Origin of the sequence: Haloarcula onubensis, assembly GCF_031624605.1 — an archaeon.
Taxonomy (GTDB): Archaea; Halobacteriota; Halobacteria; order Halobacteriales; family Haloarculaceae; genus Haloarcula; species Haloarcula onubensis.
On record NZ_JAMQOS010000003.1, the window covers coordinates 176827 to 202247 of the forward strand.

27 protein-coding genes and 1 tRNA gene are annotated in these 25421 nt (G+C 69.2%); 8 read left to right on the plus strand and 20 right to left on the minus strand.

Annotation, left to right across the window (positions count from 1 at the left end):
* Positions 1–92: 92 nt before the first annotated feature.
* Positions 93–1910, plus strand: coding sequence for a methyl-accepting chemotaxis protein (locus NDI86_RS10335; RefSeq protein WP_310900343.1), 1818 nt, complete (start codon positions 93–95; stop codon positions 1908–1910).
* 47 nt (positions 1911–1957) lie between these two features.
* Here NDI86_RS10335 and NDI86_RS10340 read toward each other — a convergent pair whose 3' ends face one another.
* The 3 genes from NDI86_RS10340 to hisB all read right to left on the minus strand — a co-directional run bounded on the left by NDI86_RS10340 (position 1958) and on the right by hisB (position 3575).
* The gene (locus tag NDI86_RS10340) at positions 1958–2293 is read right to left on the minus strand and encodes a 2Fe-2S iron-sulfur cluster-binding protein (protein WP_310900344.1); all 336 of its coding nucleotides are present in this window, start codon (positions 2291–2293) and stop codon (positions 1958–1960) included.
* On the minus strand, positions 2293–2796 hold the full coding sequence (locus NDI86_RS10345; RefSeq protein WP_310900345.1) for an ACT domain-containing protein: 504 nt from the start codon (positions 2794–2796) through the stop codon (positions 2293–2295). Before NDI86_RS10345 ends, NDI86_RS10340 begins: the two co-directional genes overlap by 1 nt.
* Positions 2797–2987: 191 nt before the next feature.
* Positions 2988–3575, minus strand: coding sequence for an imidazoleglycerol-phosphate dehydratase HisB (gene hisB / locus NDI86_RS10350; protein WP_310900346.1), 588 nt, complete (start codon positions 3573–3575; stop codon positions 2988–2990).
* A 163-nt stretch (positions 3576–3738) separates the two neighbouring features.
* On the opposite strand from hisB, the gene NDI86_RS10355 reads away from it, so the two are divergent.
* Positions 3739–4845: a peptide chain release factor 1 gene (locus NDI86_RS10355; RefSeq protein WP_310900347.1), complete on the plus strand. Its 1107-nt coding sequence runs from the start codon at positions 3739–3741 to the stop codon at positions 4843–4845.
* A 94-nt stretch (positions 4846–4939) separates the two neighbouring features.
* Here the strand turns inward: NDI86_RS10355 and leuS are convergent, their stop codons facing one another.
* From leuS to NDI86_RS10370, 3 genes are all read right to left on the minus strand, one after another.
* Complete coding sequence (gene leuS / locus NDI86_RS10360; RefSeq protein WP_310900348.1) at positions 4940–7615, minus strand: leucine--tRNA ligase; 2676 nt, start codon at positions 7613–7615, stop codon at positions 4940–4942.
* Positions 7616–7682: 67 nt separating this feature from the next.
* Positions 7683–8525 carry an arsenite methyltransferase gene (gene arsM / locus NDI86_RS10365; RefSeq protein ID WP_310900349.1) on the minus strand — a complete coding sequence of 281 codons (843 nt, stop codon included), beginning with the start codon at positions 8523–8525 and terminating at the stop codon, positions 7683–7685.
* Positions 8518–8862, minus strand: coding sequence for an ArsR/SmtB family transcription factor (locus NDI86_RS10370; RefSeq protein ID WP_310900350.1), 345 nt, complete (start codon positions 8860–8862; stop codon positions 8518–8520). The genes arsM and NDI86_RS10370 overlap by 8 nt, the downstream gene beginning before the upstream one ends.
* Before the next feature lie 120 nt (positions 8863–8982).
* Here NDI86_RS10370 and NDI86_RS10375 point away from each other — a divergent pair, with 120 nt between their 5' ends.
* Positions 8983–9639 carry a lactate utilization protein gene (locus NDI86_RS10375; RefSeq protein WP_310900351.1) on the plus strand — a complete coding sequence of 219 codons (657 nt, stop codon included), beginning with the start codon at positions 8983–8985 and terminating at the stop codon, positions 9637–9639.
* A 351-nt stretch (positions 9640–9990) separates the two neighbouring features.
* A complete protein-coding gene (locus tag NDI86_RS10380) occupies positions 9991–11175 on the plus strand; it encodes an inorganic phosphate transporter (protein ID WP_310900352.1) in 1185 nt (394 codons plus the stop codon).
* Here NDI86_RS10380 and NDI86_RS10385 read toward each other — a convergent pair.
* The 3 genes from NDI86_RS10385 to NDI86_RS10395 all read right to left on the minus strand — a co-directional run bounded on the left by NDI86_RS10385 (position 11172) and on the right by NDI86_RS10395 (position 12449).
* Complete coding sequence (locus NDI86_RS10385; RefSeq protein WP_310900353.1) at positions 11172–11612, minus strand: universal stress protein; 441 nt, start codon at positions 11610–11612, stop codon at positions 11172–11174. The two genes, NDI86_RS10380 and NDI86_RS10385, sit on opposite strands and share 4 nt — an antisense overlap.
* An 83-nt stretch (positions 11613–11695) precedes the next feature.
* Positions 11696–11768: transfer RNA gene (locus NDI86_RS10390), tRNA-Gln, on the minus strand.
* Between the two features lie 105 nt (positions 11769–11873).
* Positions 11874–12449 (minus strand): homing endonuclease associated repeat-containing protein, encoded by a 576-nt coding sequence (locus NDI86_RS10395; protein ID WP_310900354.1) that lies wholly within the window; start codon positions 12447–12449, stop codon positions 11874–11876.
* Between the two features lie 66 nt (positions 12450–12515).
* On the opposite strand from NDI86_RS10395, the gene NDI86_RS10400 reads away from it, so the two are divergent.
* Entirely contained in the window at positions 12516–13124 is a 609-nt protein-coding gene (locus NDI86_RS10400) for an IMP cyclohydrolase (RefSeq protein WP_310900355.1), read from the plus strand.
* Between the two features lie 74 nt (positions 13125–13198).
* Complete coding sequence (locus tag NDI86_RS10405) at positions 13199–13894, plus strand: metallophosphoesterase family protein (RefSeq protein WP_310900356.1); 696 nt, start codon at positions 13199–13201, stop codon at positions 13892–13894.
* Between the two features lie 23 nt (positions 13895–13917).
* Here the strand turns inward: NDI86_RS10405 and NDI86_RS10410 are convergent, their stop codons facing one another.
* Both NDI86_RS10410 and NDI86_RS10415 read right to left on the minus strand, forming a co-directional pair.
* Positions 13918–14316 (minus strand): DCC1-like thiol-disulfide oxidoreductase family protein, encoded by a 399-nt coding sequence (locus tag NDI86_RS10410; RefSeq protein WP_310900357.1) that lies wholly within the window; start codon positions 14314–14316, stop codon positions 13918–13920.
* 179 nt (positions 14317–14495) lie between these two features.
* Positions 14496–15671, minus strand: coding sequence for an aspartate kinase (locus NDI86_RS10415; RefSeq protein ID WP_310900358.1), 1176 nt, complete (start codon positions 15669–15671; stop codon positions 14496–14498).
* A gap of 141 nt (positions 15672–15812) precedes the next feature.
* Here NDI86_RS10415 and NDI86_RS10420 point away from each other — a divergent pair, with 141 nt between their 5' ends.
* On the plus strand, positions 15813–16211 hold the full coding sequence (locus NDI86_RS10420) for a hypothetical protein (protein ID WP_310900359.1): 399 nt from the start codon (positions 15813–15815) through the stop codon (positions 16209–16211).
* A 210-nt stretch (positions 16212–16421) separates the two neighbouring features.
* On the opposite strand, the gene NDI86_RS10425 is transcribed toward NDI86_RS10420, so the two are convergent.
* The 7 genes from NDI86_RS10425 to NDI86_RS10455 all read right to left on the minus strand — a co-directional run bounded on the left by NDI86_RS10425 (position 16422) and on the right by NDI86_RS10455 (position 22125).
* Positions 16422–17384: a YndJ family protein gene (locus NDI86_RS10425; RefSeq protein ID WP_310900360.1), complete on the minus strand. Its 963-nt coding sequence runs from the start codon at positions 17382–17384 to the stop codon at positions 16422–16424.
* The gene (locus tag NDI86_RS10430; protein ID WP_310900361.1) at positions 17381–18052 is read right to left on the minus strand and encodes a DUF4166 domain-containing protein; all 672 of its coding nucleotides are present in this window, start codon (positions 18050–18052) and stop codon (positions 17381–17383) included. The genes NDI86_RS10425 and NDI86_RS10430 overlap by 4 nt, the downstream gene beginning before the upstream one ends.
* Positions 18053–18184: 132 nt before the next feature.
* The gene (locus NDI86_RS10435) at positions 18185–18424 is read right to left on the minus strand and encodes a hypothetical protein (RefSeq protein ID WP_310900362.1); all 240 of its coding nucleotides are present in this window, start codon (positions 18422–18424) and stop codon (positions 18185–18187) included.
* An 81-nt stretch (positions 18425–18505) separates the two neighbouring features.
* Complete coding sequence (thrC, locus tag NDI86_RS10440) at positions 18506–19888, minus strand: threonine synthase (protein ID WP_310900363.1); 1383 nt, start codon at positions 19886–19888, stop codon at positions 18506–18508.
* Positions 19889–20380: 492 nt separating this feature from the next.
* Positions 20381–21364 (minus strand): CapA family protein, encoded by a 984-nt coding sequence (locus NDI86_RS10445; protein ID WP_310900364.1) that lies wholly within the window; start codon positions 21362–21364, stop codon positions 20381–20383.
* A gap of 72 nt (positions 21365–21436) precedes the next feature.
* Positions 21437–21838 carry a helix-turn-helix domain-containing protein gene (locus NDI86_RS10450; protein ID WP_310900365.1) on the minus strand — a complete coding sequence of 134 codons (402 nt, stop codon included), beginning with the start codon at positions 21836–21838 and terminating at the stop codon, positions 21437–21439.
* A 50-nt stretch (positions 21839–21888) separates the two neighbouring features.
* A complete protein-coding gene (locus NDI86_RS10455) occupies positions 21889–22125 on the minus strand; it encodes a DUF8001 family protein (protein WP_310900366.1) in 237 nt (78 codons plus the stop codon).
* Positions 22126–22410: 285 nt separating this feature from the next.
* Between NDI86_RS10455 and NDI86_RS10460 the strand changes: the two genes are divergently transcribed.
* Positions 22411–23139 (plus strand): SDR family oxidoreductase, encoded by a 729-nt coding sequence (locus NDI86_RS10460; protein WP_310900367.1) that lies wholly within the window; start codon positions 22411–22413, stop codon positions 23137–23139.
* 29 nt (positions 23140–23168) lie between these two features.
* Here NDI86_RS10460 and NDI86_RS10465 read toward each other — a convergent pair whose 3' ends face one another.
* Together NDI86_RS10465 and argF are read right to left on the minus strand one after the other, a co-directional pair.
* Entirely contained in the window at positions 23169–24314 is a 1146-nt protein-coding gene (locus tag NDI86_RS10465; protein WP_310900368.1) for an outer membrane protein assembly factor BamB family protein, read from the minus strand.
* 215 nt (positions 24315–24529) lie between these two features.
* Complete coding sequence (argF, locus tag NDI86_RS10470; protein ID WP_310900369.1) at positions 24530–25420, minus strand: ornithine carbamoyltransferase; 891 nt, start codon at positions 25418–25420, stop codon at positions 24530–24532.
* Between the last annotated feature and the right edge of the window lies 1 nt (position 25421).

Sequence of the window (25421 nt, forward strand, 5' to 3'; positions counted from 1 at the left end):
CCGTAGTGGCGGCGGCCGAATAGCCCTTGTCGTTCTCACGGCGGAGAATCGGGGGGTGCTAGTTTATATCACCCAACCGGAGATATCCCGCTATGAGACTCTTATCAGGTATCGCGAACAGTCTCACGGTGGGTGCTGGACAGAGTGAGAACGCGGCCGAGAGCGACGGACGCGGGGGCGACAACGTGAACGAAGCCGACGAGAACCGCGAGGCGCACCGGACCGATGCGGCGGTTCCGGTGCTACCCGGCCTGGGATTTCCGGCGCTGGTCACGGACGCCGAGGGGCGCGTGACGCAGTTGAACGACCACGCCCGTGACCTGTTCGGGACCGACGCGGCGGCGGCGGTCGGCGAGCGCCCCGAGTCGCTGCTCGACGACGGGAGCGAGGTCAGCGCCGTCGCGGAGACGGCCATCCAGCAGGGCGCCGAGGTCGTCGACCGCGAGGAGGTGTTCGTCGTCGGCGGCCGTGAGATACCCGTCAGCCGGACCGTGACGCCGGTGTTCGACGACGACGGCACGTGTCTCGGGAGCGTCGAGATAGACCGCGACATCGGCGACCGCATCGAGCGCCGCGAGCGGACCGAAGCCCTGGAGACCTACCAGCGGGAGGTGCTGGTCGACCTCCGGGCGAAGCTGTCGAAACTCGCCGCCGGCGACCTGACCATCGACCCGGCCATCGACCCGCCGGCGGCGGAGTTCGAGGAGTTGGAGACCGTCCACGCGGAGTTCACCGCGATGAACGCCGACCTGCGCGAGGTCGTCGGCAACTTCACGCACGTCGTCGAGACGCTCACCGCACAGGCCGAGGAGATAGCCGTCTCCAGCGACGGGCTCAGCGCGGCCAGCGAGGAGGTCACCGCCTCCATCCAGGAGATAGACGCCTCGGCCGACGAGATGGCCCGCGGGGCGGCGTCGCTGGCCGAGGACACCGCCACCACGGAGGCGACCGTCGACGACCTCTCGGCGTCCATCGAGGAGATAACCGCCTCCACCCAGGAGATGAGCGCCCGGTCGTCGGAGGCCGCCGAGCTGACCGACGAGGGGGTCGCGGACGTCCGCGACGCCCTCGGGGAGATTCGCGAGGCCACGACCGCCGCCGACGGCGTCGCCGCGGAGATGGACCACCTGGAGCAACACATGCAGGCGGTGGGCGACATCGTCGAGATGATAAGCGACATCGCCGACCAGACCAACATCCTCGCGCTGAACGCCAACATCGAGGCCGCCCGCGCGGAGACCGGCGGCGAGGGCTTCGCCGTCGTCGCCAACGAGGTCAAGAACCTCGCCGAGCAGTCACGGGAGTCGGCCGACGACATCGTCGACATCATCGACGAGGCCCAGGGGATGACCGAGCGGCTGGTCGAGAGCATCCAGGACGCCAACGGCCGCGTGGGCACCGGGGCCGACGCCGTCGACGGGAGCGCCGACACCATGGAGCGCATCCGCGACAACATCGACGGGACGAACCGCGGCATCGGCGAGATAGCCGACGCGGTCGAATCGCAGGCCCACGACGCCGAGCGGGTCAGCGGCGTCGCCGACGACACCGCCGCGGTGGCCGAGCAGGTCAGCGCCACCGTCGAGGAGATAGCCGCCGGTATCGACGAACAGACCCACTCGATGGACCAGGTCGCCCACCGCGCCCAGCACTTGAGCGAGGTGGGCGACGACCTCCACGAACTCGTCGACACGTTCCGGCTCAGGAGCGACGAGTCGGCCGACCTCGACGACGCCGAGGACATCGCCGACGCGCAGGTCGGCGAGACGCCGACTGCGTCGACCCGGGCGCTCACCCACCGCGGCCGAGAGTCCGCGTCGGGGCCCGAGCACACCGACGGCGCGAGCGGGGGCGAGCCGACCGAGGACGGCGCGAGCGGCCCGACCCGGCTCTCACCCGACGACTTCTGAGTGGCGGTATCGCCGCTCGTCGCGTTCGCCGAGAGACTGCGTCCGCCTCAGAGAGTGTCCGACTCGCGACGCCCCCACAGCCGCTTGTCCAGCAGTCGGACCCGCATCTCCTCCCGGACCCGGAGCTGACAGGACAGTCGCGGATAGCCAAAGCGGTCGGCCAGGTCGTCGTGCCAGTGGTCCGGTTCGGGCGGGTCGGCCAGTCGGACGCCGCAGGTCGCACAGAGCCCGTTACCGCCGCAGTTGAGACGGCGCGCGTAGCGGCCGTGCGGGGACAGGTCCGCATCGAGGAGGGCGTCGCGGAGGACACTTCCCGCTGGGGCCGTGAGTTCCCGCGTCTCGCCGTCGGGCGTCTCGACGGTGATGGTGACGGGGTGGGACATCAGGCCAGTTCGATGGTGCGGACGAAGGCCATCTCCCGGAGTTCGTTGATGAGGTCGCCCGGCAGCGCCTCGTCGGTGATGACGTAGAGCACGGGGTCGTCGGTGAACTCCGGGTCCTCGGAGAGCACCTGTCGGATGGAGATGTCCCGGTCGGCGATGGCCCCCGTCACCTGCGAGACGATGCCGGACTCGTCGGCCGCCCGCACGGAGACGGTGACCGCGGAGAGGTCGAGGACGGGAGCGAGGTCGAGCAGGCTCGGGACGGCGGAGATGTTGCGGAAGATGCGCCGCAGTTCGTCGTCGGCGAGGATGGCGTCGGTCGTGGCGTTGACGACCCGACGGTCGACGCCGACCTCGCGGGCGATGCCGGTGTTGGGAATCTCGATGCCGCCCGAGACCACCCGCCCCTCCTCGTTGACCGAGAACCCCCGTTCGAGCAGCAGTCGGATGACGGCCTGCTGGCCCGGGGAGTCCTCGAACTTCTCCATAATCTCGTCGAACATGGACACATCAACGGCAGGCTCGCTTAAGAGGCTCCCGTCTGCCGAGACCGGCGCGACGGCGGCTACTGGCGTCGCTCGGTGTCGGTGCCGCCGCGGCAATCGCGGGGTGTAGCGGTTCGGACAGTCCGGGGACGGAAGCGGGCACCGAGACGCCCGGACCGGTGCCGCCGGAGTGAATCGGGGCCGGACGGTCAGAGTTCGCCTTTGGTGCTGGCCACGTCGCCGCGGCGCTCGTCGAGACGCGTCGCGTCGTCCAGCGCCCGCGCGAGCCCCTTGAACAGCGCCTCTATCTCGTGGTGGGCGTTCTCGCCCTCGACGCCGCAGTGCAGGGTCAGCCCCGCGTTCGTCGCCAGCGAGCGGCCGAAGTGGGCCGCCATGTCGCTGGTCATCCCGCCGACCTCGGCCTGGGAGAACTCGCCGGAGAACGCGTAGTAGGGGCGCCCGGAGATGTCGACGACGACGCTGGCGACGGCCTCGTCCAGCGGGACCTTGCGGTCGGCGAAGCGGACGATGCCGCGCTTGTCCCCGAGCGCCTCGGTGAAGGCCTCACCCAGCGTGATAGCCACGTCCTCGACGGTGTGGTGGTCGTCGATTTCGAGGTCCCCGTCGCAGGTGACGGTGAGGTCGAACAGGCCGTGGGTCGAGAACGAGTCGAGCATGTGGTCGAAGAAGCCGATACCGGTGTCGACGGTCGAGTCGCCGTCGCCGTCGACGTCGAGGGTGACCTCGATGTCCGTCTCGGCCGTCTCGCGGGTGACGGCCGCCGTGCGGTCGGTCATACCGGGACTCTCGCGGGCCGCCTATTTGGGGGTTGTGTCCGCCAGCAGCCCACGTCCCGCGCGGACAGTGTTCCGGTGCCCCTCGACGGCTGGTCGGGGCGACCACGCGTGTGCAAGCACAAGCCCCTCTCACGCGACGCCGAAAGCCTTCGACCACTTCGAGATGTCGACATCAGAGACCCGCCGCGACCTGCTGGAGACGGTATCGAACGTCGAGGCCGACGAGCAGCGACTCCTCTCGGTCGCCGTCCCGCCCGAGCTATCGCTCGAAGCGGCCCGCGAGCGAATCGAGGAAGCCCACACCGACGCCGAGCAGCTCGAGCGCGACGAGACCACCGAGGGGACGCGGGCGGCGCTCGAGACGGTGCGGCGAGTCCTCAACGACTACGACGAGACGCCGGCGAACGGACTCGCGGTCTACGCGGGCGTCGTCGGCGGCGACGAGGTCGTCTACACCTTCGACGACCTCGCGGAACCCGTCCCGGAGTTCGCCTTCGAGCGCGACAGCGAGTTCGACACCGACCCGCTCGCCGTCTCGCCCGACACCGGGCGCTACGGCCTGCTGGTCGTCGAACACGGGAAAGCGGCCCTCGGGACGACCGCCGGCGAGGGGGCCGAGACAGTGGCGACACTGCAGAGCGACACCGCGGCGGACACCCCGACGAGCGGCGAACTCGGCGACCGCGAACAGGGACAGCGGGAGTTCTTCGAGGACGTGGCCCGGCGGGCCGGAGTCGCCTTCCTGGACGAGGACCCCGACGACGACGCGCGCGAGGACGCCACGCCGGGCGAGCCCGATATCGACCCCGTCGAGGGACTCTTTGTCGGTGGCTCCAGCGTCACCGCGACGGAGTTCCTCGAACAGGGGTATCTCGACCACCGGTTACAGCAGCGCGTGCTGGGCGACGCCGTCTCCGTGGGCGAGGCCTCCGCGGACGGGCTCGAACAGCTCGCGGCGAAGGTACAGGACCGCCTCGAAGCGGCCGAGCGGGCGGCAATCGAGGAGCACCTGGGGGACCTCTTTGCCGAACTCGACGCCGGCGAGGCGGCGGTCGTCGGCCGGGAGGACACCGAGGAAGCGCTCGAATACGAGGCCGTCGAGACCGTCCTCGCCACCGAGTCGGTACCGGCAGAGCGGCTCCGTCCGCTGGAGCAGCGGGCGGTCGAACAGGGCGGCGACCTGGTCGTCGTGCCCGCGGACGCCGACGGGTACGACCGCCTCGAAGACGAGGGCGGCGTCGGAGCGATTCTCCGCTACCCTATCGAGTAGCGAGCCCCCGGACAGGTCGGGCCGCTCGCAGCGGCGAACGTGGCGTGTGCCTCGAAGCGGCCCGGCGACCAGTGGGGCCAGTCCGTCGCGCCCGCTACGAGATGTGGATGGCGGGCTTGTTCGGCCTCGCTTTGTCCGCCAGGTCGTCGTCTTCGGTCGCCCGCCGAACGGTCACGTCGGCGCCGAACTCGTCCTCGAAGAGCCAGGCGGCCTGCTGTAACACTTCGAGTTCGCGGTCGCCGTCGACGATGGGTGCAAGTCCCGTGCTCCTGTCGGCGAGGTCGGCGGCGTACTCGGCGGCGGCGTCGCCCCGTCGCTGTATCGACTCGGTCCCCATAATCTCGCCGACGATTGCGTCGTCGGGGTCGGCCGCCTGCGCGAGACGGTAGGCCTCGTACTTCCAGTCGGCGGCGACGACGACCTCGATGGCCTCGGGGTCGGCGATGTCGACCACGTCGGTGATGTCGCGCACGTCGGCCAGCGTCGTCCGGACGAGCCCGCGCTCGATGCGGTGGTCGGCCACGTCCCGCAGCGACTCGGGCCAGTCGGCCTCGGCGACCAGGCCGTCTTCCTCCAGCAGGTGCCACAGCTCCTCGGCCAGGTAGGGCGCGATGGGCGCGAGCAGTGTCGTCAGGACTCGCAGCCCGCGGCTGTAGGCGAACAGGTAGGGCGGTTCGTACTCCGCGTACCGCCGGAGGAGACGGACGAACCGCTGGAGTTCACCCACGACGCGGTGGAATCGGAAGCGGTCGTACTCCTCGGTGACGGCGGCGATGGTGCGGTCGATTTCGCGTTCGAGGTAGGCGTCGTGGGGCTCGCTCTCGGTGCGGACGGCGCGGGCCGCCTGCGAGCGGCGCCGGCGCGACCGCTGGTCGGCGAACTCGCTGACCAGTTCGTAGCAGTCCTGCTGGAAGTCGTAGGCCGTCGAGACGTCCTTGACCGTCCACTCGAAGTCCTGGGCGGGGTGGGCCGCCGAGAGGACGAACAGGCGGGTCGTCTCGGCGCCGTACTCGTGGGGGGCAACGGCGTTGCCCGCCGATTTGGACATCTTCTTGCCGCTGTGCAGCACCGTCCCCTGGTTGATGAGTCGCTCGACGGGCTCGCGCCGGTCCAGCAGCCCCAGGTCGGCGAGCGCCCGCGTGAAGAAACGGAGATAGAGCAAGTGCAAGACGGCGTGTTCCTCGCCGCCGACGTAGACGTCGACCGGGAGCCACTCGTCGGCGGTCTCCTGCTCGAAGGGGGCATCCTCGAAGTGGGGACTCAGGAACCGCAGGAAGTACCACGAGGAGTCGACGAAGGTGTCCATCGTGTCCGTCTCCCGTTCCGCGTCGGCCCCGCAGTCGGGGCAGTCGACGTGTTTCCACTCCTCGGCGGCGTCCAGCGGGTTCCCGGTCGTCTGGACGTACTCGGGCAGTTCGACGGGGAGGTCCGCGTCGGGGACCGGAACCGGCCCACACTCGGGGCAGTGGACGATTGGAATCGGCGTCCCCCAGTAGCGCTGGCGGGGGATGAGCCAGTCCCGGAGCCGGTAGGTCGTCGCTTCCTCGACGGCCTCGTGGTCGAGCAGGCGGTCGCGGGCGGCGGTGCTCGCCAGCCCGTCGTACTCGCCGCTGTCGGTCAGCATGCCGTCCTCGGTGTAGGGGTCGTCGGGCAGGTTCGTCGGGCTGCCGTCGACGGGTTCGACGACCTGCTCGACGGGGAGGTCGTGCTCGTCGGCGAAGGCGTGGTCCCGGTCGTTGTGGCCGGGGACGCCCATCACCGCGCCGGTGCCCACGTCGTCTAAGACGTAGGCGGCGACGTAGACCGGTATCTCCTCGCCGGTGAAGGGGTGGGTCGCGGTCACGGCCGTCTCGACGCCGGAGAGACCGGCGTCGTCGGTGCTCGCGACCGCCTCCAGATAGGCCGCCACGTCCGCGTCGGTCTCGGCCAGGTCGGACACGAGGTCGTGGCCCGGCGCCAGCGCGAGGTAGGTCGCGCCGTAGACGGTGTCGAGTCGCGTCGTAAAGGCCGACACCGCGCCGTGCTCGCCCACGTCGAAGGCGACGCGGGCGCCCGCCTGTCGGCCGATCCAGTTTCGCTGGCTGTCCCTGACCCCCTCGGGCCACCCCTCCAACTCGTCCAGCCCGTCGTACAGTTCGTCGGCGTAGTCGGTGATGGTGAAGAACCACTGGTCGAGGTCGCGCCGCTCGACGGGCGTCCCGCACCGCCAGCAGACGCCGCCGGCCGCGTGGGCGTGGGCGCCCTCGTAGTCGTCGGTCTCGACCTGCGCGTCCGCGAGGACGGTCTCGCAGTCGGGACACCAGTTGACCGTCGCGGAGTCGTACTCCACGAGGTCGTTGTCCAGAAACCGGGTGAACAGCCACTGGTTCCACCGGTAGTACTCGGGGTCGCAGGTCGTTATCTCGCGGGCCCAGTCGTATCCAAAGCCCATCTCTTCGAGGTCGTCGCGCATCCGCTCGATGCAGGCGCGGGTCCACGACTCCGGGTCCGTGTCGCGCTCGTAGGCGGCGTTCTCGGCGGGGAGGCCGAAGGCGTCCCACCCCATCGGATGGAGCACGTCGTCGCCAGCCATCCGCCGGTAGCGGGCGTGTGCGTCCGTGATGGCGTAGTTGCGGATGTGCCCCATGTGCAGCGAGCCCGACGTGTACGGGAACATCCCCAGGACGTACGTCGGATTCGCTACGTCGTCGGGCGTCTCGTACACCCCTTCGCGCTCCCAGACGTGCTGCCAGTACTCCGCGACCCGTGCGTGGTCGTAGCGGCGCGACATTCGATAGTGGGAGTGGGTCGCCGTGACACATGAGTGTTCGGCCCGGGCCGGCGACCGCCCAGTCGACTCAGGCCGGTTTCCGGGCCTCGATGGTCGCGGAGACGAGGTAGTCGCTCGGGTCGTACTCGTCGGCCCACTCGCGGATGAACGCGTCGCTGTCGTCTTTCGGCGCAATGTCGATTGCCTCGAAGCCGGCCGCGGCGAGCGCGGTTTCGAGCGCGTCGACGGTCGCCGCGCCGGCGACACACGCCGACAGCGAGTCGGGGTCGCGGGTCACCTCGGGCGGGAACGGGGCGGTCTGGACCACGTCGGCGATAGCGAGGCGCCCGCCGGGGCGCAGCGCACGGAAGGCCTCGCGGAACACCTGCGGCTTGTCCGGCGAGAGGTTGACGACGCAGTTCGAGATGACCACGTCGACACTCGCGTCGGCGACGGGCAGGTGTTCGATTTCCCCCAGGCGGAACTCGACGTCGCTGGCGTCGTTCGCCCGCGCGTTCGCCCGCGCTTTCTCGACCATCTCGGGCGTCATGTCGACGCCGACGACCCGGCCGTCGGGGCCGACGGCGTCGGCCGCCAGAAAGCAGTCGAAGCCGGCGCCCGACCCGAGGTCAAGCACCGTCTCGCCGGGGTCGAGGGCGGCGATGGCCCCCGGGTTGCCACAGCCCAGGCCGAGGTTCGCGTCGCCGTCGACCGCGTCGAGCGCGTCGTCGTCGTAGCCCAACTGGCGGGCCGTCGCGTCGACATCGCGAGTCGCGTCGGTGGCCACGCTGTCACAGCAGCTCCCGTCGTCGCCGTCGCTCTCGGGGCCACAGCAGCCCCCGCTGTCGCCGGCGATACCTGCGTAGCGCTCGCGGACGATGCGTCGCTGGTCGTCGTCGGTGCCGTCGGCCGGAGTAGTGGTGTCAGTCATCGGTGTGCAGGGCCGCCATCGTTTCCAGCAGCGTCTCGGCGGCGGGCGTCAGGTCGTAGTAGCGCCAGCGGCCGTCCTTCTCGCGCGTGACGAGGCCGGCGTCGAACAGCGTCGAGAGCGCGTGGCTCACGGCGCTCTGGCTCAGGCCGACGGCGTCGGGGAGTTCGCAGGCACAGACCGCGCCCTCGGCGGCCGAGAGCAACAACAGCAGTTCGTACCGGGTGTCGTTCGCGGCGCCGGAGAGCAGTCCTACGTCTGTGGCGAGTCGGTCGTCGTCCACCCCGTGAGCCAGCGGGTCACAGCAGCCCCGGGCGTCGGGCGGTTCGTTCGTTCCCATCGGATAGACATATGAGCATATGTTCATATAACGGTTCGCGTTGTCGGCAGTTTCGTCCGGGTTACCTGGTGACGGCGGTGTCCGCGAGCGCTTTTCACCGACGACTTCGACCGTCCCGACATGGCCTCGAACAAGGACGGATACGCCGAGACGGTCGATTACGACGAGTCGCTCGACAGCCACCCCACGGACGACGAACTCGACGCCGCTGTCGAGAACCTCGAAGCGAGCGGCTTCGACGTGGTCGTCGTCGACGACGCCGACGCCGCGTTAGACGAACTCAAAGCCCGCATCCCGGCCGGCGCCGGCGTGATGGACGGCCACTCCACGACACTCGAAGAGGTCGGCTTCATGGACCACCTGCTGGAGGGCGACCACGAGTGGGAGAACCGCCACGCCGAGGTGTACGGTATCGACGACGACGCAAAGCGCCAGCGCGCCCGCCGCGAGGCACAGGCCAGCGACTACTTCGTCGGGGGGGTCAACGCCATCGCCGCCACCGGCGAACTCGTCGCCGCCGACGCCTCCGGCAGCCGAATCGGCGCCTACCCCTTCGCCGCCGCGAACCTGCTGCTGGTCGCCGGGACGAACAAAATCGTCGACGACCTCGACGCCGCGCTGGACCGACTGGAGGACGTCGCCTACCCGCTCGAAGACGCCCGCGCACAGGAGGCTTACGGCCAGGGGAGCATGATAGGCAAACAGCTCATCTACCGGCAGGAAGCCGAGGAGGGCCGGACGACGCTGGTACTCGTTCGGGAGTCGCTGGGGTACTAGACGCGGATTTCCGGTCGCCGTTTGTCGGGTCCTATCCGGACGGGTGACTGACCGCCTGGACGGCCGGAAAGCCCCGCTGTAGCCGGTTGGCCAATCAGGCTGGGTGGACGGGCCGGGCGCTGGGCGTTCGAGACGAAGCAAGCACCGGAACGAGCGAAGCGCACAGCGGGTCGCAGTAGCCCATCGCCCGGGGGCTTTCTGGCTATTCGCGGTGTTGTTACACAGAGTTTCGTACCCGGTACCGAGAGTCGAAACGACCACATCGACTGTAGCTAGGCGCGAACGCTTATCGGGCCGGCGCGTCAATCACAGGCAATGACAGCGCCAGCACGCCGGGGGGTCTGATACCCAGTGGCGGACGTTCTCTTCTGGGCGCTGGTCGCCGTCGCCACGCTGACCGGGCTGGTCACGGCCTGGACGCTGGGCGCGAACAGCAACTCGCCGCCCTTCGCCCCGGCCATCGGCGCCAACGCCATCTCGACGATGCGGGCCGCCTTCCTCATCGGCATCCTCGCCGCGCTGGGCGCGCTGACCCAGGGCGGGGCCATCTCCGAGACCGTCGGGGCGGGTCTCACCGAGGGCGTCGCGATTACGTCGCTTGCGGCCACGGCCGGGCTGCTCACGGCGACGCTGTTCATGGCCTTCGGCATCTACAGCGGCTATCCCGTCCCGGCGGCCTTCGCGACGACCGGCGCGATGGTGGGCGTCGGGCTCTCGCTGGGCGGGGACCCCGTCTTCGGCACGTACCAGCGCATCGTGACGTTCTGGGCGCTGGTGCCGCCGGTCTCGGGCGGGCTGGCCTACCTCACGGCGACCATCCTGCGCCGGGACGACATCCCCGAGACCGTCGGGGTGCCGCTGCTGGCGGCGGTCGTCGGCGCCATCGTGGCGAACGTCCAGTTGAGCGTCATCCCGTCCCCGCCGGGGGCGACCCAGAACTCGCTGGCCGGTTTCGCCGCCATGCTCGTCCCACTGCCGGGCGTGGTCGCCGTCGCGACGCTCGCCGTCGCCGCCCTCAGCTTCGTCTACATCCGCCGGAAGACACAGGCGTCGGTCGAGACGGGCATCAGAACCTTCCTCGTGGCGCTTGGCAGCGTCGTCGCCTTCTCCAGTGGCGGCAGCCAGGTCGGCCTGGCGACCGGCCCGCTCGAAAACCTCTATACGGCCGAACTGGGGCTGCCCAGCATCCTCCTGCTTGGCATCGGCGCCGTCGGCATCCTCGGGGGCGCCTGGATGGGCGCGCCCAGGCTGTTGCAGGCGACGGCGCGCGAGTACGCCCAACTCGGCGTCCGTCGCTCTATCGCCGCGCTGGTCCCGGGCTTCATCATCGCCCAGACCGCAATCGCGCTGGGTATCCCTATCTCCTTCAACAACATCATCATCTCCGGGGTCATCGGCGGCGGACTGGCCGGCGGGTCGGCGGGCGTCTCCCGCCGGAAAATCGGTGTCACCGTCGGCTTCTGGATAATCACGCTCGTCACGTCCGTGGTCGTCGGCTTCGCGCTCTACCGGGCACTGGCGCTGGTCCTGGCCTAGCTACCGCTTCGGACGACCGTCACCGTCACCGGCGCCTCGCCCACCACCGCAGTCGCCACGGTCCCCAGCAGCCGCCGGGCCAGTTCGCTCCGTGAGCCGCCGTGGCCCCCCATCACGACGTGGTCGATGTCGTGGCCGTCGACGTACGCGAGGATAGTGTCGGCCGGGTCGCCCGTCTCGACGGCCGTCTCGACGGTCCGCCCCGCCTCGGACGCCTGTTGTCGAGCCCGCTCTACGAGCCTATCGGCCCGCGCCACCGCCGCCTCCCGGCGGTCCTCGCCCGGCTCCAGGACGCCGCCCTCGCTCATCGCCGCGTCCAGCGGCGCGACGACGTTCAACACCGTGACCCGGCAGTCGAACGTCTCCAGGGCGTGTGCGAGGGCGTCGTCGGCCAGCGGCGAGCCGTCGAGCGGGACGAGGACGTGGTCGGGTGCCATGGGCGTACTGGGTGGGCGAGGGTCAAGTAAGGGGTGGCTGGGCGCCAGTGCCGTGGCTCCGTAGTTGGTTCGTCGAAAGAGAATAGTCCTAGCTGGATTCGAACCAGCGTCATCGGCCCCAGAAGCCGATAGGATTGGCCACTACCCTATAGGACTGACATGTTAGCGCCAGTCAGCGTTACAGCGCTGTATTACCGGATAGCAGTGTGCCGCATATCAGTGTTGCGGATTGTACAGTCGTATTGCAGACATGTGACACAGTTACACGTCAGGCGGCTCGAAGTGTTCTTTCCGGTGGCAGTTCGCACAGAGCACCTCGCATTTTGCCATCTCGTCGAGTATCTTGTCCCGGCCGTATCCGTACGATATCATCGTCGTAATCTGCTCCGCTTTCTCGTCCTCGTCGATGTGATGGAAGTCGAGACACGCCGGGTCGTCCTCCGAACATCGCGCACACCCGGCAGTCGCTTTGATATCGTTTGCCCACGCACGGATTTCGGCTCGCCGTTGCAGGCTTCGCTCCGTATTCCACGCCCGATTTTTGTAGTGCCAGCGCTGGTCCTGGCTCAACTCGTTCCACTCCAGACCCTCGGGAAGTTCGACGTCGTCGGGTTTCGGTTCGACGCGGCTCCCCGTCGACGGATTCGTCTCCAGTCCCGCTGCTTCCTTCGCTTCGTTCCAGCCGCCCATCACCCGCTGTATGGTGGCCGACGCAGGCCGCAGCCCCAGCGCCTCGTAGTCGGCCTTCGCGGGCGACTCGCCGAGTCGGTCGGCGGCCTCGCGGAGCGCCCGGACGCAGTCGCCCTCGCTCGCCACGGCGAGGTCTGGTCCCGCCACCGCATTTCAACGTTCGGGGCGGCCCCACATCGACACGGCTTTGCCACGTCCCGAGGACGAGCCTGTATGTACGTCGGACGTTTCGTCGTCGTCGGCCCCGCGGTCGGCGCCTACCGTGTCTCCTCGCGCTCGTTCCCGAACCGCCAGGCAGTACGGCGAGACGGCACCGTCACCGTCGAGCCGACGCCCGAGGCCCCCGAGACGGACAACCCCTACATCTCCTACAACGGGGTCCGGCTCACCGACCGGGGCGCGGTGGTCGGCAACGGCTCGCACGTCGACCCCATCGCGGAGAAGCTCGAACTGGGCTACCCCGCTCGCGACGCCATCGCCGAGCCGCTGCTCGCGCTCGACTTCGAGAAGGACGACTACGACACGCCCCGCATCGCGGGTATCGTCGGCGTCGACGCGGCGGACCCGACGACGCGAGCCGACGGGCCGGGCGCGGTCGTCGGCACCGTCCGTCGGGACGCGCTCATCGTCGAGGAGGTCACCGAGCCGACGCTCGTGGCCACCTACGAAGAAGACAGCCCGACGGCGTTCGACCTCGCAGCCGAGACGGCCGACGACGCGGCCCGCGAGGTGTACGACCACGAGTTCGAGCACGCCGTCTGTTCGGCCGGAGTCAGCGGCGAGGCGGGCGAGTTCGACTGCTCGGTGTACAACGGGGCGTAGGTCGCCGTGGCTGTCGCCAGTGCGAGCCCGGAGAGGGCGGACACTCAAGACCCCCGACGCGCAAGTAAGCACATATGAAGGTTGGCGTCATCTCGGATATCCACGGCAACCGGGTCGCCCTCCGGGAGGTACTCGCCGACATGCCCGAGGTCGACCACCTCGTCTGTGCGGGCGACGTCGTCGGCTACAACCCGTGGCACGCCGACTGCGTCGACGCGATGCGGGGCGAGCCGGCGGCCCTCCCCGACGGTCCCTGGCCGACCGTCTCCATCCCGACCGTGATGGGCAACCACGACCGCGCGGTGGCCGGCGAGACGCCATTCGCGTTCAACGGGATGGCACAGGCCGGCGTCGAACACGCCCGCGGCCAGCTCACGGACGAGCGACTGGACTGGCTGGCCGGGCTGTCCGACGAACTCCTGCTGTACGACGACCGCGTGAGAGTCGTCCACGGCCACCCCGAGGACCCCGACCACTACACCTATCCCGCCGAGTTCGGCCCGGAACTGCTCGACGGCGAGGAGCTGCTGCTTATGGGCCACACCCACCACCAGCACCACGAGGTGTACGACGAGGGTATCGTCTGCAACCCCGGGAGCGTCGGCCAGCCACGCGACGGTAACTACCGGGCGGCCTACGCCGTCGTCGACCTCGACGAGCGGTCGGTCGCGGAACACCGCGTCGGCTACGACACGACGGCGGTCATCGACGCCGTCGAAGCGGCCGGGCTCCCGCGGGAGATAGGGTTCCGGCTGACACAGGGCCGGTAGGCCGTCTACCGACCGTCGTCGTCTCAGCTATCTCCTGACTCCGACGTGTCTGTTCCCGTGGCAGGTGGCGACTCCGAGAGCAGTCGTCCCCAGACGTCACGGTTGTTCGCCCCCCGACGATACCCCCACTCGCGAACGTCGCTGTAACGGCCGAGCCGTCGGAGCCGCTCGACTATCGGGCGGGCGACGACGCCCAGGTCGGTCCGGAGCAGGGCCCGCTCTATCGACGCGCCACAGGAGTGGACGCCCCCATCGGTCACGAGGTGGGAACACGTCTCGTAGTCCTCGGGCAGTCGCTCCCGGAGGGCCGCGTCCAGTTCCGAGAAGCCGACGACGGTCAGGTCGGCGCGGGTCGCGAAGAACTCGGCCCACCACGTACAGAAGCCACAGTCGTCGTCGTAGACGAAGCGCGGGTCGCTCACGCACGGTCTAGCAGCTAGCGGTACAAAACCCCACGACCGGCCCTGAGCTATCCAGCCGGCCACGCGGCCACGATGTATCCCACCGGCGGACACGTCGCGTCTTCCGGGCCCGCTTCACGTCGTTCAGCAGGACGGGGTCCTGCGCGACTGGGGACACGAAGAAGTTGCGAGATGCGGTCTTAGAAGACGTCCTGCACGAGCTTCAGGGCCTGCTCGCGGTCCTCCCAGGGGACGAACACGGAGACCGACGTGGCCGAGGTGACGACGTCGTAAATCTGGACGTGGGCGTCGGCGAGCGGTTCGATGACGCGGTAGGGCAGGGCGTGTTCGCTGGGGTCGCCGCCGGTGACGCGGATGACGCCGATGCCGTCCTCGACGGTGACCGAAGAGAGGGTGTCGTCGTCGACGATGCGGTCGTGTAACAGTGCCTCGACCTCGTCGGCGTCGTCCTCGCCGACGTAGAAGGTCAGCGAGTCCATCCCGGAGGAGTTGGCGTCGATGTTGATACCGGCGTCGCCGATGGCGGAGGCGAGGTCGGCGAGGATGCCGGGGCTGTTGCGGATGGCGCGGCCGGCGACCGTGACACAGGCGACGGGGCCCTCGTGGAGGTCGATGAGGTTCTGGAACTGGCCCTCGATGGAGGTGCCGCCGGTCAGCAGGTCGCCGTGCTGGTAGTGGGCGACGCGCACGCCGAGGTTGGCGGTCTTATACGAGAGCGCGGAGGGGGCGACGACTTCGGCGCCGCGGAAGGATAGCGAGCGGAGTTCGTCGACGGAAATCTCGCCGACGTTGCGGGCGCCCTCGACGACGCGGGGGTCGCCGGTCATGACGCCCTCGACGTCGGTGACGATGACGACCTCGTCGGCGTCCATGTAGTTGCCCAGCATGACGGCGGTGGTGTCGGAGCCGCCCCGTCCCAGCGTGGTCACGTTGCCCTCGTGGTCCTGGGCGAGGAATCCGGTGATGACCGGGACGACGTCTTGCATCTGACCGGCCAGCGCGTGGGCCCGTTTCTTGGTCTCCTCGACGTCGACCTCGCCGTACTCGTCGGTGATGATGGGCCACTCCTCGCTGCCGGGTTCGAGGAAGACGGCCTCGATACCGCGGGCGGCGAGGGCGCCTTTCAGCATCCGAACGGAGATGCGTTCGCCCATCGAGACGATTTCGGCGCGGTCCTGGTCGGCGGCGTCGTACTCGATGCCCTCCAGCAGTTCGTCGGTCGTGTTGCCCATCGCCGAGGCGACGACGCCGACCTCGTGGCCCTGCTGGACCGCGGTCGCGATGGAGTCGGCGGCCCGGTTGATACGGTCGCCGGACCCCAGACTGGTGCCGCCGAACTTCGCGATTACGCGCATCCGACCACCCGTGGGTTGTGTCCGTGAGTCATGCACGCGGGTTTGCCGTCGCTCGGGATAACTGTGTCCATCTCCCTGCCCCCCTCGGTCGTGGGAGCCCCCGACACACCGTTTATTTGCGTGGGGCACACACTGTCTGGCATGGAGATACGTGACGCCGTCGAGGCCGACGCCGGGCGTCTCGCCGACCTCGCCGACAGCCCGCCGGACGTGATGCGCAACCTCGTCCACGACCGGACGGTTCGGGTGGCGGTCGAGGAGGAAGACGTCGTCGGCTTCGTCAGCTACGACGCCAAACAGGGGACGGTCCACGTGACACAGCTTGCCGGCTCGACGGCGGTCTGCGAGCGCCTGCTCGAGGAGCCGATAACCTTCGCCAGCGGGGAACACATGGCCGTCGAGTTGCTCGTCACGGCCGACCAGTCCGAGGTCGAGGCCGCCGTCGAGGCGGCGGGCTTTCGCGAGTCGGGCTCGGGCCCGCAGTTCGCCGGGGAGTCGACGGTCCGGTATCGGCTGGAGCCGGGTGCGGCAGAGCAGTAGCGAGGAATCGACCGCAGGGAGATTCATCGTAGCGGAACGGCGAACGGAGTGTGCCGTGAAGCAGTAGCGCGGCCGACCGTAGGGAGGCCGCGAAGTGGAACGGAGCGGAACCGTCGGTTCCGCGGGCAGTCGGGCGGCGTGTCGCCCGACGACGGCGACCACCGGGAGCCGTCGCGTGTCCAGACGAAGCGCCTTCGGGTCGCGTCCTCGCTACGGAACCGCCACGCGCCACCCGGCGAGCCCACACAGCGCGAAGCCGAAGGCGTTCAGCGACCCGTGCAGGGCGACCATCGTGGCGATGTCCAGCCCGAGGTCGACCCCGGAGAAGGTGGCGACGCCGTAGCCCAGCGCCAGCGCCATCGACACCGGGAGCGCCACGGCCGAGGCGCCAAGCAGGACGGCCTGCTCGCGGGGCCGAGTCGGGGCGATACGCAGCAGGACGTACCAGCCAAACAGCGCGACGGCGACGGTGAAGCCGCCGACCGCCACCACCTCGACCAGCGGGGAGAAGGAGATGCCCACCGCGATGATAGCTGGCCCGGCAAGGATGACGCCGACGAGCGAGCGCCACAGCCGGGAGTCGAGGTGGCCGCTGCGGCCTGTGAGGCCCGTGATGACCGGGAGCACGAAGCCGGCGTAGTGGAAGTGGACGCCGGTCAGCAGGATGATGGTCCGGCCGAACCAGAAGGTGATGTCGAGGTGGTACAGCAGGAGGGCGACGGCGCCGACGGAGACGTAGGCCAGTCCGGCGTCGATAGCCGTCTCGGGCAACGCGACACCGCCGCGGTCGAGCGTGCGAGAGAGTGCAGCCAGCCCGAGGAGGCCGGTGACGAGCAGCCACGGCGCGGCCAGCGCGGCGGCCGTCGGGGCCGGAACGTCGAGCGCGAGCGACGCCGTAACCAGCAGGGCGCCGACGGGCTGTAGCCAGACCGCCGCACGGAGACAGCCGCCGGCGAGGCCCGGAAAGGCCGCCCGGCCGGCCATGCCGACGCCGAGCGGGACCAGTACCAGGGGTGCCAGCGCGAGCGCCCGCGGGACGGTACCCAGTGTGCCCGCAAACAGCGCGGCGAGCCAGACGACGGTGCCGAGGAGGGCGCTCGCGTCGGGGACGGCGACGCCGCCAACGGCGGGAACGGCCTCCTCGGTGCCAGCGGTCCGCCGGGCGGCGCTCATGCCGGCGGGAGTTTCGGGAGCCCAGCCATCGGTTTGAGGGTCTCGACGTCGTAGTCCTCGCGGGCCTCGTCGGCCTGGGTGAACGTCCCGCGGTAGCTGAGGATGTGCCCCGCCAGCGGGTTCTCGACGGTGGCGAGGACGTGGTAGCGCTCGCCGGTCTCGTCGTAGCGGTCCCGAACCTCGACGCCGGCGGCCATCGCGTCGGGGAGGGCCACGTAGCGGCCCTTGCGGTGGAGCCACTGGCGACCGGCCTCGACCACGAGCGCGCCGTCCTCGACGCGGGGGTGCAGTTCCGTGGCGACGAGCCCGCCCCTGCCCAGGTAGTCCAGTAGCCGCTCGTTGCGCTCGTCCCACACGGTCACGCTATCGAATCGCCGCCGGGTGCCGTCGAAGTTGAAGATTCTGCGGGTGGTCATCGCCTCGTGCCCGTCGAGTTCGTACCCCACCGTCGTCACCGCGAAGCGCACGTCGTGGCCGGCTTCGGGAAACAGCATGTCCCGACTCGTCATCGCGTACAGCGCGGGCAACGTGTGAACGCCCCTGGAGATGTCCATCCGGCCGCGGCCGACGGTGACGCCGTCCTCCGGTCCGAGACTGTAGCGCTCCCGGACCTTCGGGTGGAGGTCGGCAGCGTCGTCGCCGAGTGCCCGCTCGTAGACGCCCGTCATCGGGCCCTCCGCGGCGTGGCGTCGGTCGTCGGCGCGGTTCGAACCGGACGGGACTGGGCCAGCATAACGTCTTGATTTCGGCCGGGCTGTGGATAAGAATTTCCTGAGAGCGGCTGTCACACCGCGGCGCGGTCACTCCCCTGGCGCGTCGTTGCCGAACAGCGTCAGGAGGCTCCCGAGCAGTCGGAGTCCGGCGACGGCCGCGACGACGCCGCCGCCGACGCCGGTGACGGAGAAGACGAGCGGGTTAGCAAAGGGCGAGACGCGGTAGCCGACAGCCGCGATAGCGACGACGGCGAGGCCGAGCAGGAACGTCGTCGCCATGAGCCAGCGGCGGAGCGAGCGCCGAGACACCGTCTGGGAAGCCGACATAGCTCGCCGTTCGGCGTGGCATCGTTTGGCCGTTGCGGTCGGCAGTCAGTCCCCCGCCGGAGACCCCAGTACGGTCTCGGATTACTCCTTCGAGCGGAGTTTCCGGAGGAGATACGCGATACCGAGCCCGCCGGCGAGAATCCCGAGCGGCGATTTGGCAGCGTTCGACACCGTCTGTCCAACTGTCCCGGTGGCCGACGACGAGCCGTCTTCGAGATGCGCCAGAATGGCGTCGGTGTCGTTGGACACCGGTTCGGGCTCGGCACCGGCCTCGGCGGCCGCGTCGGGGTCCTTGAGCAGGTGGCCCGTGGTCAGGCAGACGACCGATTCGTCCGCGTCGATGTCGCCGCGCTCGCGCAGTTTGTGCAGGCCCGCGATGGAAGCCGCGGAGGCCGGTTCGACGCCGACGCCCTCGCCGGCGAGTTCGCGCTGGGCCTCGGTAATCTCCTCGTCACTGACGGCGACGGCCGTGCCACCGGTCTCGCGGATACCCGGGAGGGCTTTGGGCGCGTTGACCGGGTTCCCGATACGGATTGCGGTCGCGCGGGTCTCGACCTCGTCCCAGCGGCGGGTCTCGTCGTACCCCTCCTCGATGGCCTCGACCATCGGCGCGGCCCCCTCGGCCTGTGCGCCGGTGAGTTTCGGCACCTGGTCCTCGGTGATGGCGCCCGCCGCGACGAGTTCGCGAAAGCACTTGTACAGCGCCGCGGTGTTGCCGGCGTTGCCGACGGGCAGGACGATGCGGTCGGGGTACTCGCCGTGGTCGGCGTAGTGTTCCTCCATGATTTCCAGGCCGATGGTCTTCTGGCCCTCCAGACGGAAGGGGTTCAGCGAGTTCAGCAGGTAGGCCTCGCCCCGCCCCGCGAGGTCCTGCACGCGGTCGAGACACTGGTCGAAGTTGCCGTCGACTTCGAGGATGCGGGCCTGGTGGAGCGCGGCCTGGGCTATCTTCCCGGCGGCGACCTTCCCCGCTGGCAACAGCACGAGCGTCTCAAGCCCGGCGCGGGCGCCGTAGGCCGCCAGCGCCGCCGACGTGTTCCCCGTCGAGGCACACGCGAGGCGGTCGACGCCGACCTCCTGGGCCACGCGGACGCCGACGGTCATCCCGCGGTCCTTGAACGAACCCGTGGGGTTCATGCCCTCGTGTTTCACGCGGAGGTTCTCGACCCCGGCCGACTCCTCGATGCGCGGGACCTCGTGCAGCGGGGTGTTGCCCTCTGGCAGGGTGACGCCCACGTCGAAGGGCAGAGCGGCGTGGTAGCGCCAGACGCCCGACCCCTCGCCCTCGAACGCCTCGAACTTGGGCAGGTCGGCGTAGCGCACCTCCAACAGTCCGTCGCAGTGGTCGCAGGTGTAGCGAATCTCCTCGAACGGAGCGAACGTCTCCCCGCACTCGATGCAGACCAGCCAGACGCCATCGGCGGCCGCCGAGGGCACGTCGTCGGTGAGTTCCAGGTCGGCCATTATCGGTGTGATGGCCCCACAGGGCAAAAGTCGGACGGTTACGGGCTAGGAGAGGCAGGTGCAATCGTGTAGGGAGACGCGAACTCGAATGCAGACAGCCAGAAAGCCCCGCCAGCAATCCAGGCTGGCGGCACCGTAAACAGCCAGAAAGCCCCCGCTTGCTCCGGTCGGGGGACTCGTTGCGGTCCTCGCCTTCGGCTGCGGTCCTTATGATCTGAAAATCGCCAGCGGCGATTTTCATCATCCAGCAAGAGCTTCGCTCTTGCGAGGACGTCGTCCGCCTTCCCGGAGCAAGCGGCCCCTTTCAGTCCCGCCCATGCGGTTGACCAACCGGCTACGGGTGGACTGAAAGGGGCGGCCGGCCGAACGAAGGCAGGCGATGCAAGCACTGGAACGAGCGAAGCGAGTGAAGGGCGCAGCGAGCCTCCCGAGTTCAGCCGGTCGGGGCTTTCTGGCTCTACGTAGTGTCTGGGGCGATATCCACAGAGAGTCCTAGCACCCCACAACCAGCGACGCCCCCTCGCGAGCAAACTCGGTCCCAAAATCCCGACTCCGCTGGCGCATCGCCTCGCGACACCACTTTGCCACCTCGCCGTCGGCCAGATGGACGGCACAGTTCCGGATTTCGACCGGGACCAGTCGCAGTTCCTGGGGCGTCCCGTCCTCGGAGACGGTCAACTCGAACAGGAACGAGCGGTCGTTGCGAAGCACGTCGTCGACGGCGTAGTCGTCGAGGAAGTCGCCACAGTCGTACATGAGCAGGCCCTCCTCGGCCACCTCGACGGCCTTGAACACGTGGGCGCTGTGGCCGTGGACGACGTCGACGCCCCGCTCCAGCAGCCAGTGGCCCACCTCGCGGTGGCTGTCGAACACCTCGGTCGTCATGTTGGGGCCCCAGTGGAGCGAGGCGACCAGCAGGTCCGGGTCGGTGGCGAGGGTGTCGTCGACGGCGCGTGCCAGTTTGCCTCGCTCGGTGGGGTCGTCGAGTTCGGTCCGGGCGACGCCGGGGCTGTCCGGACCGGCGGCGTACTCGGGCGTGTTGTCCGTCGCGGAGACGAACGCCACCGTGAGGTCGCCGACAGGCACCGTCACGGGCGCCCACGCCGCCCGTTCGTCCCGGCCCGCGCCGCTGTGGGCGATATCGACCGCCGAGAGCGCGCCGAGCGTGTCGCACAGCGCGGGTTCCTCGAAGTCGAGCAGGTGGTTGTTCGCCAGTGTAGCCCAGTCGACGCCGGCCGCCGTGAGCGCCGGCACCGCCCACTCGGGGTCCGCGCGGAAGTGGAAGGGGCGATGGGTGCGTCGCCAGGGCCGTCCGCGCGTCGACAGCGCACACTCCAGATTGATACAGAGCGCGTCGAGCGCGCGCAGGCGCGACAGCGCACCGTCCCAGACGGCGTCGGCGGCGCGAGTCCGCTGGCGCTCGGAGACGCTGCGCCCGAGCATCACGTCGCCCGTGAAACCGAGCGTGTATGGCATGTGGTATCGTACGACGCGCTTGCGAAAAGGAGCGTCGGTCCACACCCCATCGGTCGGTCCGACCGCCGCCGGTCAGGCCGACTCGCCGCCCGCCGTGTTACCTTCGAAGGCGTCGATGCTGTCGTGGACCGCGGCCGCCCAGCCGTCGAGGGCCTCGTGCATCAGTTCGCGGGCCTCCGAGAGCGGCGTGGCGGTGTACTGGTAGACGTGGCCGCCGCCGTCGAGCAGGCGGCGTTCGCGCCGGGCGAGGCCCTTCTCCCGCAGCGTCGACAGCGAGCGGTTGACGTTCGAGCGGTCCCGCTCTAACGCGGTCGCGAGCTCTTCGACGGTGCTGCCCGGCGCGTCGAGCAGCGTCCGGTAGGTCCGGACCTCGTGGCCCTGGACGCCGAAGACACACGCCAGCACCTCCGCGAAGTCGGGGTCGTCGGTGGCCATCGGGTCGCGAAACCGCTCCGGCGAGGGGTCGAGTCGCATGTGGGACGGCTAGACACGCCGGGCGCATAAACGGGGTCGTTACCCGAAGCTCACCCGGTTTCGGCGCCGTACCCCTGCCGTTCGAGACAGCGCCGCATCTCCTCGCGGGAGTCGTGCCTGTGCAAGCGGGTCGGCGTGTCGCAGTACCAGGTCCCGTCGTAGCGCAGCGTCACCTCGTGGGCCGACCCCAGGAACTCCGTGCGGACGACGACGCGCCGCCCGGCCTCGAGCGCGTCCAGTAACGCCTCGATGTCGGCCGCTCCGGCGTCGACGACGAGTGGCTCCATCGTCTGTCGGTACCGGAGCCAGGAACTTAGCCTGTCGGTCGTGTGGCGGACGTTCACAGACGGAGCAGAAAGGGTAGCGTTTCGGGTCGAGCGACGCCGAACTACTGTGAGAAGTGTTCTCACCGGTAGCGAGAAGGGTGTGGTTTCGAGTGGAAACAGGGGGTGTGGACAGGTGTTCGGGCGGTTCCGGGGGGACCGCTGACGAAAACAGGGAGCAGGGCACCGTTTCGGGTGGAACGTGGCACCGGCCGAACTTTGATACGCGTCTCGGTCGGGGATAGCACCATGACGAACGAGACTGTACTCGTCACGGGCGCGAGTTCGGGTATCGGCGCGGCGACGGTCCGGCGGGTCGCCGCCGACGGGGCCGACGTAGCGCTGCTGGCCCGGAGCGAAGCGAGGCTTCGGGAGCTGGCCGACGCGGTCGCGGCCGACCACGGCGTCGAGACCCACGTCGTTCCGGCGGACGTGCGCGAGTCGGCGGAAGTCGCGGCCGCCGTCGAGTCCACCGTCGAGGCGCTCGGACCGCTCACCGGCGTCGTCGTCAACGCCGGACTCGCCCGCGGGAGCGACGTCGAGGCGATGACCGACGAGGAGTTCCTGACGATGCAGCGGGTCAACACCGAGGGCGCGTTCTACACCGCCCGCGAGGCGCTGCCCGCGCTGCGGGAGACGGCCGGAAACGCCGTCTTCATCGGGAGCTTCGCCGGCAAGTACCCCCGCCCGTTCAACCCGGTGTACGCGGCGACGAAGTGGTGGGTCCGCGGGTTCGCGATGAGCCTCGCCGCACAGGTCGGCGGGGACGGTATCGGCGTCACCGTCGTCAACCCCACGGAGGTGCGCACCGAGTTCGGCAGCGAGGACGGCGAGGCGTTCGCGGAGCGGTTCGACCCCGGCGAGGTGACCGAACCGGAGGAAGTGGCCGACGCCGTCGCCTTCGCGCTCTCCCAGGAGCCCCCGACCACGGTCAACGAACTCGACGTCTACCGGCGGGACAAGTTCTCGCACTTCTAACTAGAGCGACGGCGCTCGGCGGGAACCGCCTACTGCTCGGCTAGGGCATACATCGTCTCGTCGACACAGACGTACACCGTACCGTCGACCACTGCCGCCCCCGAGTCCACGAGTTCACCTGTCTCGTAGGACCATCGTTCGGTACCGTCGACCGCGTCCAGCGCGTACAGGTTGTTGTCTCTACTGCCGACGTACACGGTACGGTCGACTACCGCCGCTGGCGCCGCGACACGGCCGTCTGTCTCGTAGGCCCACCGTTCGGAGCCATCGGCCGCGTCCACGGCGTACACGTTCTCGTCCCAACTCCCGATGTATATCGTGTCCTCCGCGACGACCGACGACGACGCCCCGGCCGTCTCGTAGGCCCAGCGTTCGGAGCCATCGGCCGCGTCCACGGCGTGCATCGTCTCGTACCCGCTCCCGACGTAGACGGTGCCATCAGCCACCGCCGGTGACGGCCGCACCTCGCCGTCCGTCTCGAAGACCCAGCGCTCGGTGCCATCGGCCGCGTCCACGGCGTACACGTTTCCGTCGTACCCGCCGGCGTAGACGGTCCCGTCGGCCACCGCTGGCGTCGAGGAGCCACCCCCAGTCTCGTAGGACCACTGTTCGGTGCCGTCGGCCGCGTCCAGCGCGGATATGTTGCGTCCACCCTGGATGTAAAGGGTCCCATCAGCCAGCGTGGGCGACGACATCGAGGCCGTTTCGATACGCCACTGTTCGGTACCGTCGGCCGCGTCCAGCGCGTACAGCGTGCTGACGACCCGGCCCCCAGTGAGAACCTCCCCCCAGACGTAGACGAGTCCATCGGCCACCGCCGGCATCGACGCCGCCTGGTCTCCCACTTCGTGGGTCCAGCGTTCGGTCCCATCGTCGGTGGCTACCGCGTGTACGTAGCCGTCGAACCCGCCGGCGTAGACGGTCCCACCGGCCACCACCGGGGATGACGACAGCCCCTCCGTGTCGTAGCTCCACCGTTCGGTAACCGCCCCCGTCGGACCGGTCGCGTCCGGGGCAAAGCCCGTGTTGGCCGCGTCGTACTGCAACTGTGGCCAGCTACCTGTCGCGGTGGTCGTGGTATCGTCACCGTTGGTCGCCGTACTAGACTCGGTCGCTCCGGTATCGTCCGCGCTCTCCTGACCGGAACACCCAGCTACCGCACCGAGTCCCGTCATACCAACCGTGACGACGTATTCTCTACGTGTCGACAGACGACTGTCCATACGTTATCGCCACGAGTGTCTGAAATAATATTGCCGAAACAGTCGGCAAACAGCTGTCAGTGGATACCGAGCAGCAGTATCGGCGGTCAGTTGATAACACGGATGCCGGAGTGGACGGGCTAGCCCTCACCAGCGGTGGCGAGTGGCTCCCGCAACTACTCCCGTCCTCAGGCTTGTGCCGCCAACCACGCCAGCAGCCCCTTCTGGGCGTGCAGGCGGTTCTCGGCCTGGTCCCACACCACCGCGTTCTCGGACTCGATGGCGTCGTCGGTGACCTCCTCGCCGCGGTGGGCGGGCAGGCAGTGCATCAGCGTGCGGTCGCCCAGCAGGTCGGTCGTGACCTGGAAGCCGTCGAACTCGGCGAGTTTCGCCTCGCGCTCGTCCTCCTCGCCCATGCTGACGAAGACGTCCGTATAGACCACGTCGGCGCCGGCGACGGCGGCCTCGGGGTCGTGGGTCGTCTCGGGGGCACGGCCGAGGTCGTCGGCGCGGGCCAGCACGTCGTCGTCGACCTCGTAGCCCTCGGGCGTAGCGACCGTGAGGTCGAGGCCGACCATCGCCGCGCCCAGCACGAACGACTGGCAGACGTTGTTGCCGTCGCCGACCCAGGCGACCGAGGCGTCGTCGAAGCCGTCGAACTTCTCTCGGACCGTCAGCAGGTCTGCCAGCGTCTGACAGGGGTGGGCGTCGTCGGTCAGGGCGTTGATGACGGGGACGTCGCTGTACTCGGCCAGCCCCTCTACGTCCTCGTGGTCGTAGACGCGGGCCATGACGAAGTCGACGTAGCGGGCCAGCGCGCGGGCGGTGTCCTTGACCGGTTCGCCGTGGCCCAGGTGGATGTCGTCGGGGCCCAGAAAGATGGCGTGGCCGCCCAGTTGCGTCATGCCCGTCTCGAACGAGACCCGAGTTCGGGTCGAGGGTTTCTCGAATATCATCCCGAGGGTCTGCTGGTCGAGCAGGTCGCTTTCGGCTTCGGGCTGGGCCTTGATTTCGGCGGCGCGGTCCAGCACGGCGGTCAGTTCGTCGGTCGTGAGGTCGTCGACGTCGAGTAGGTGCATG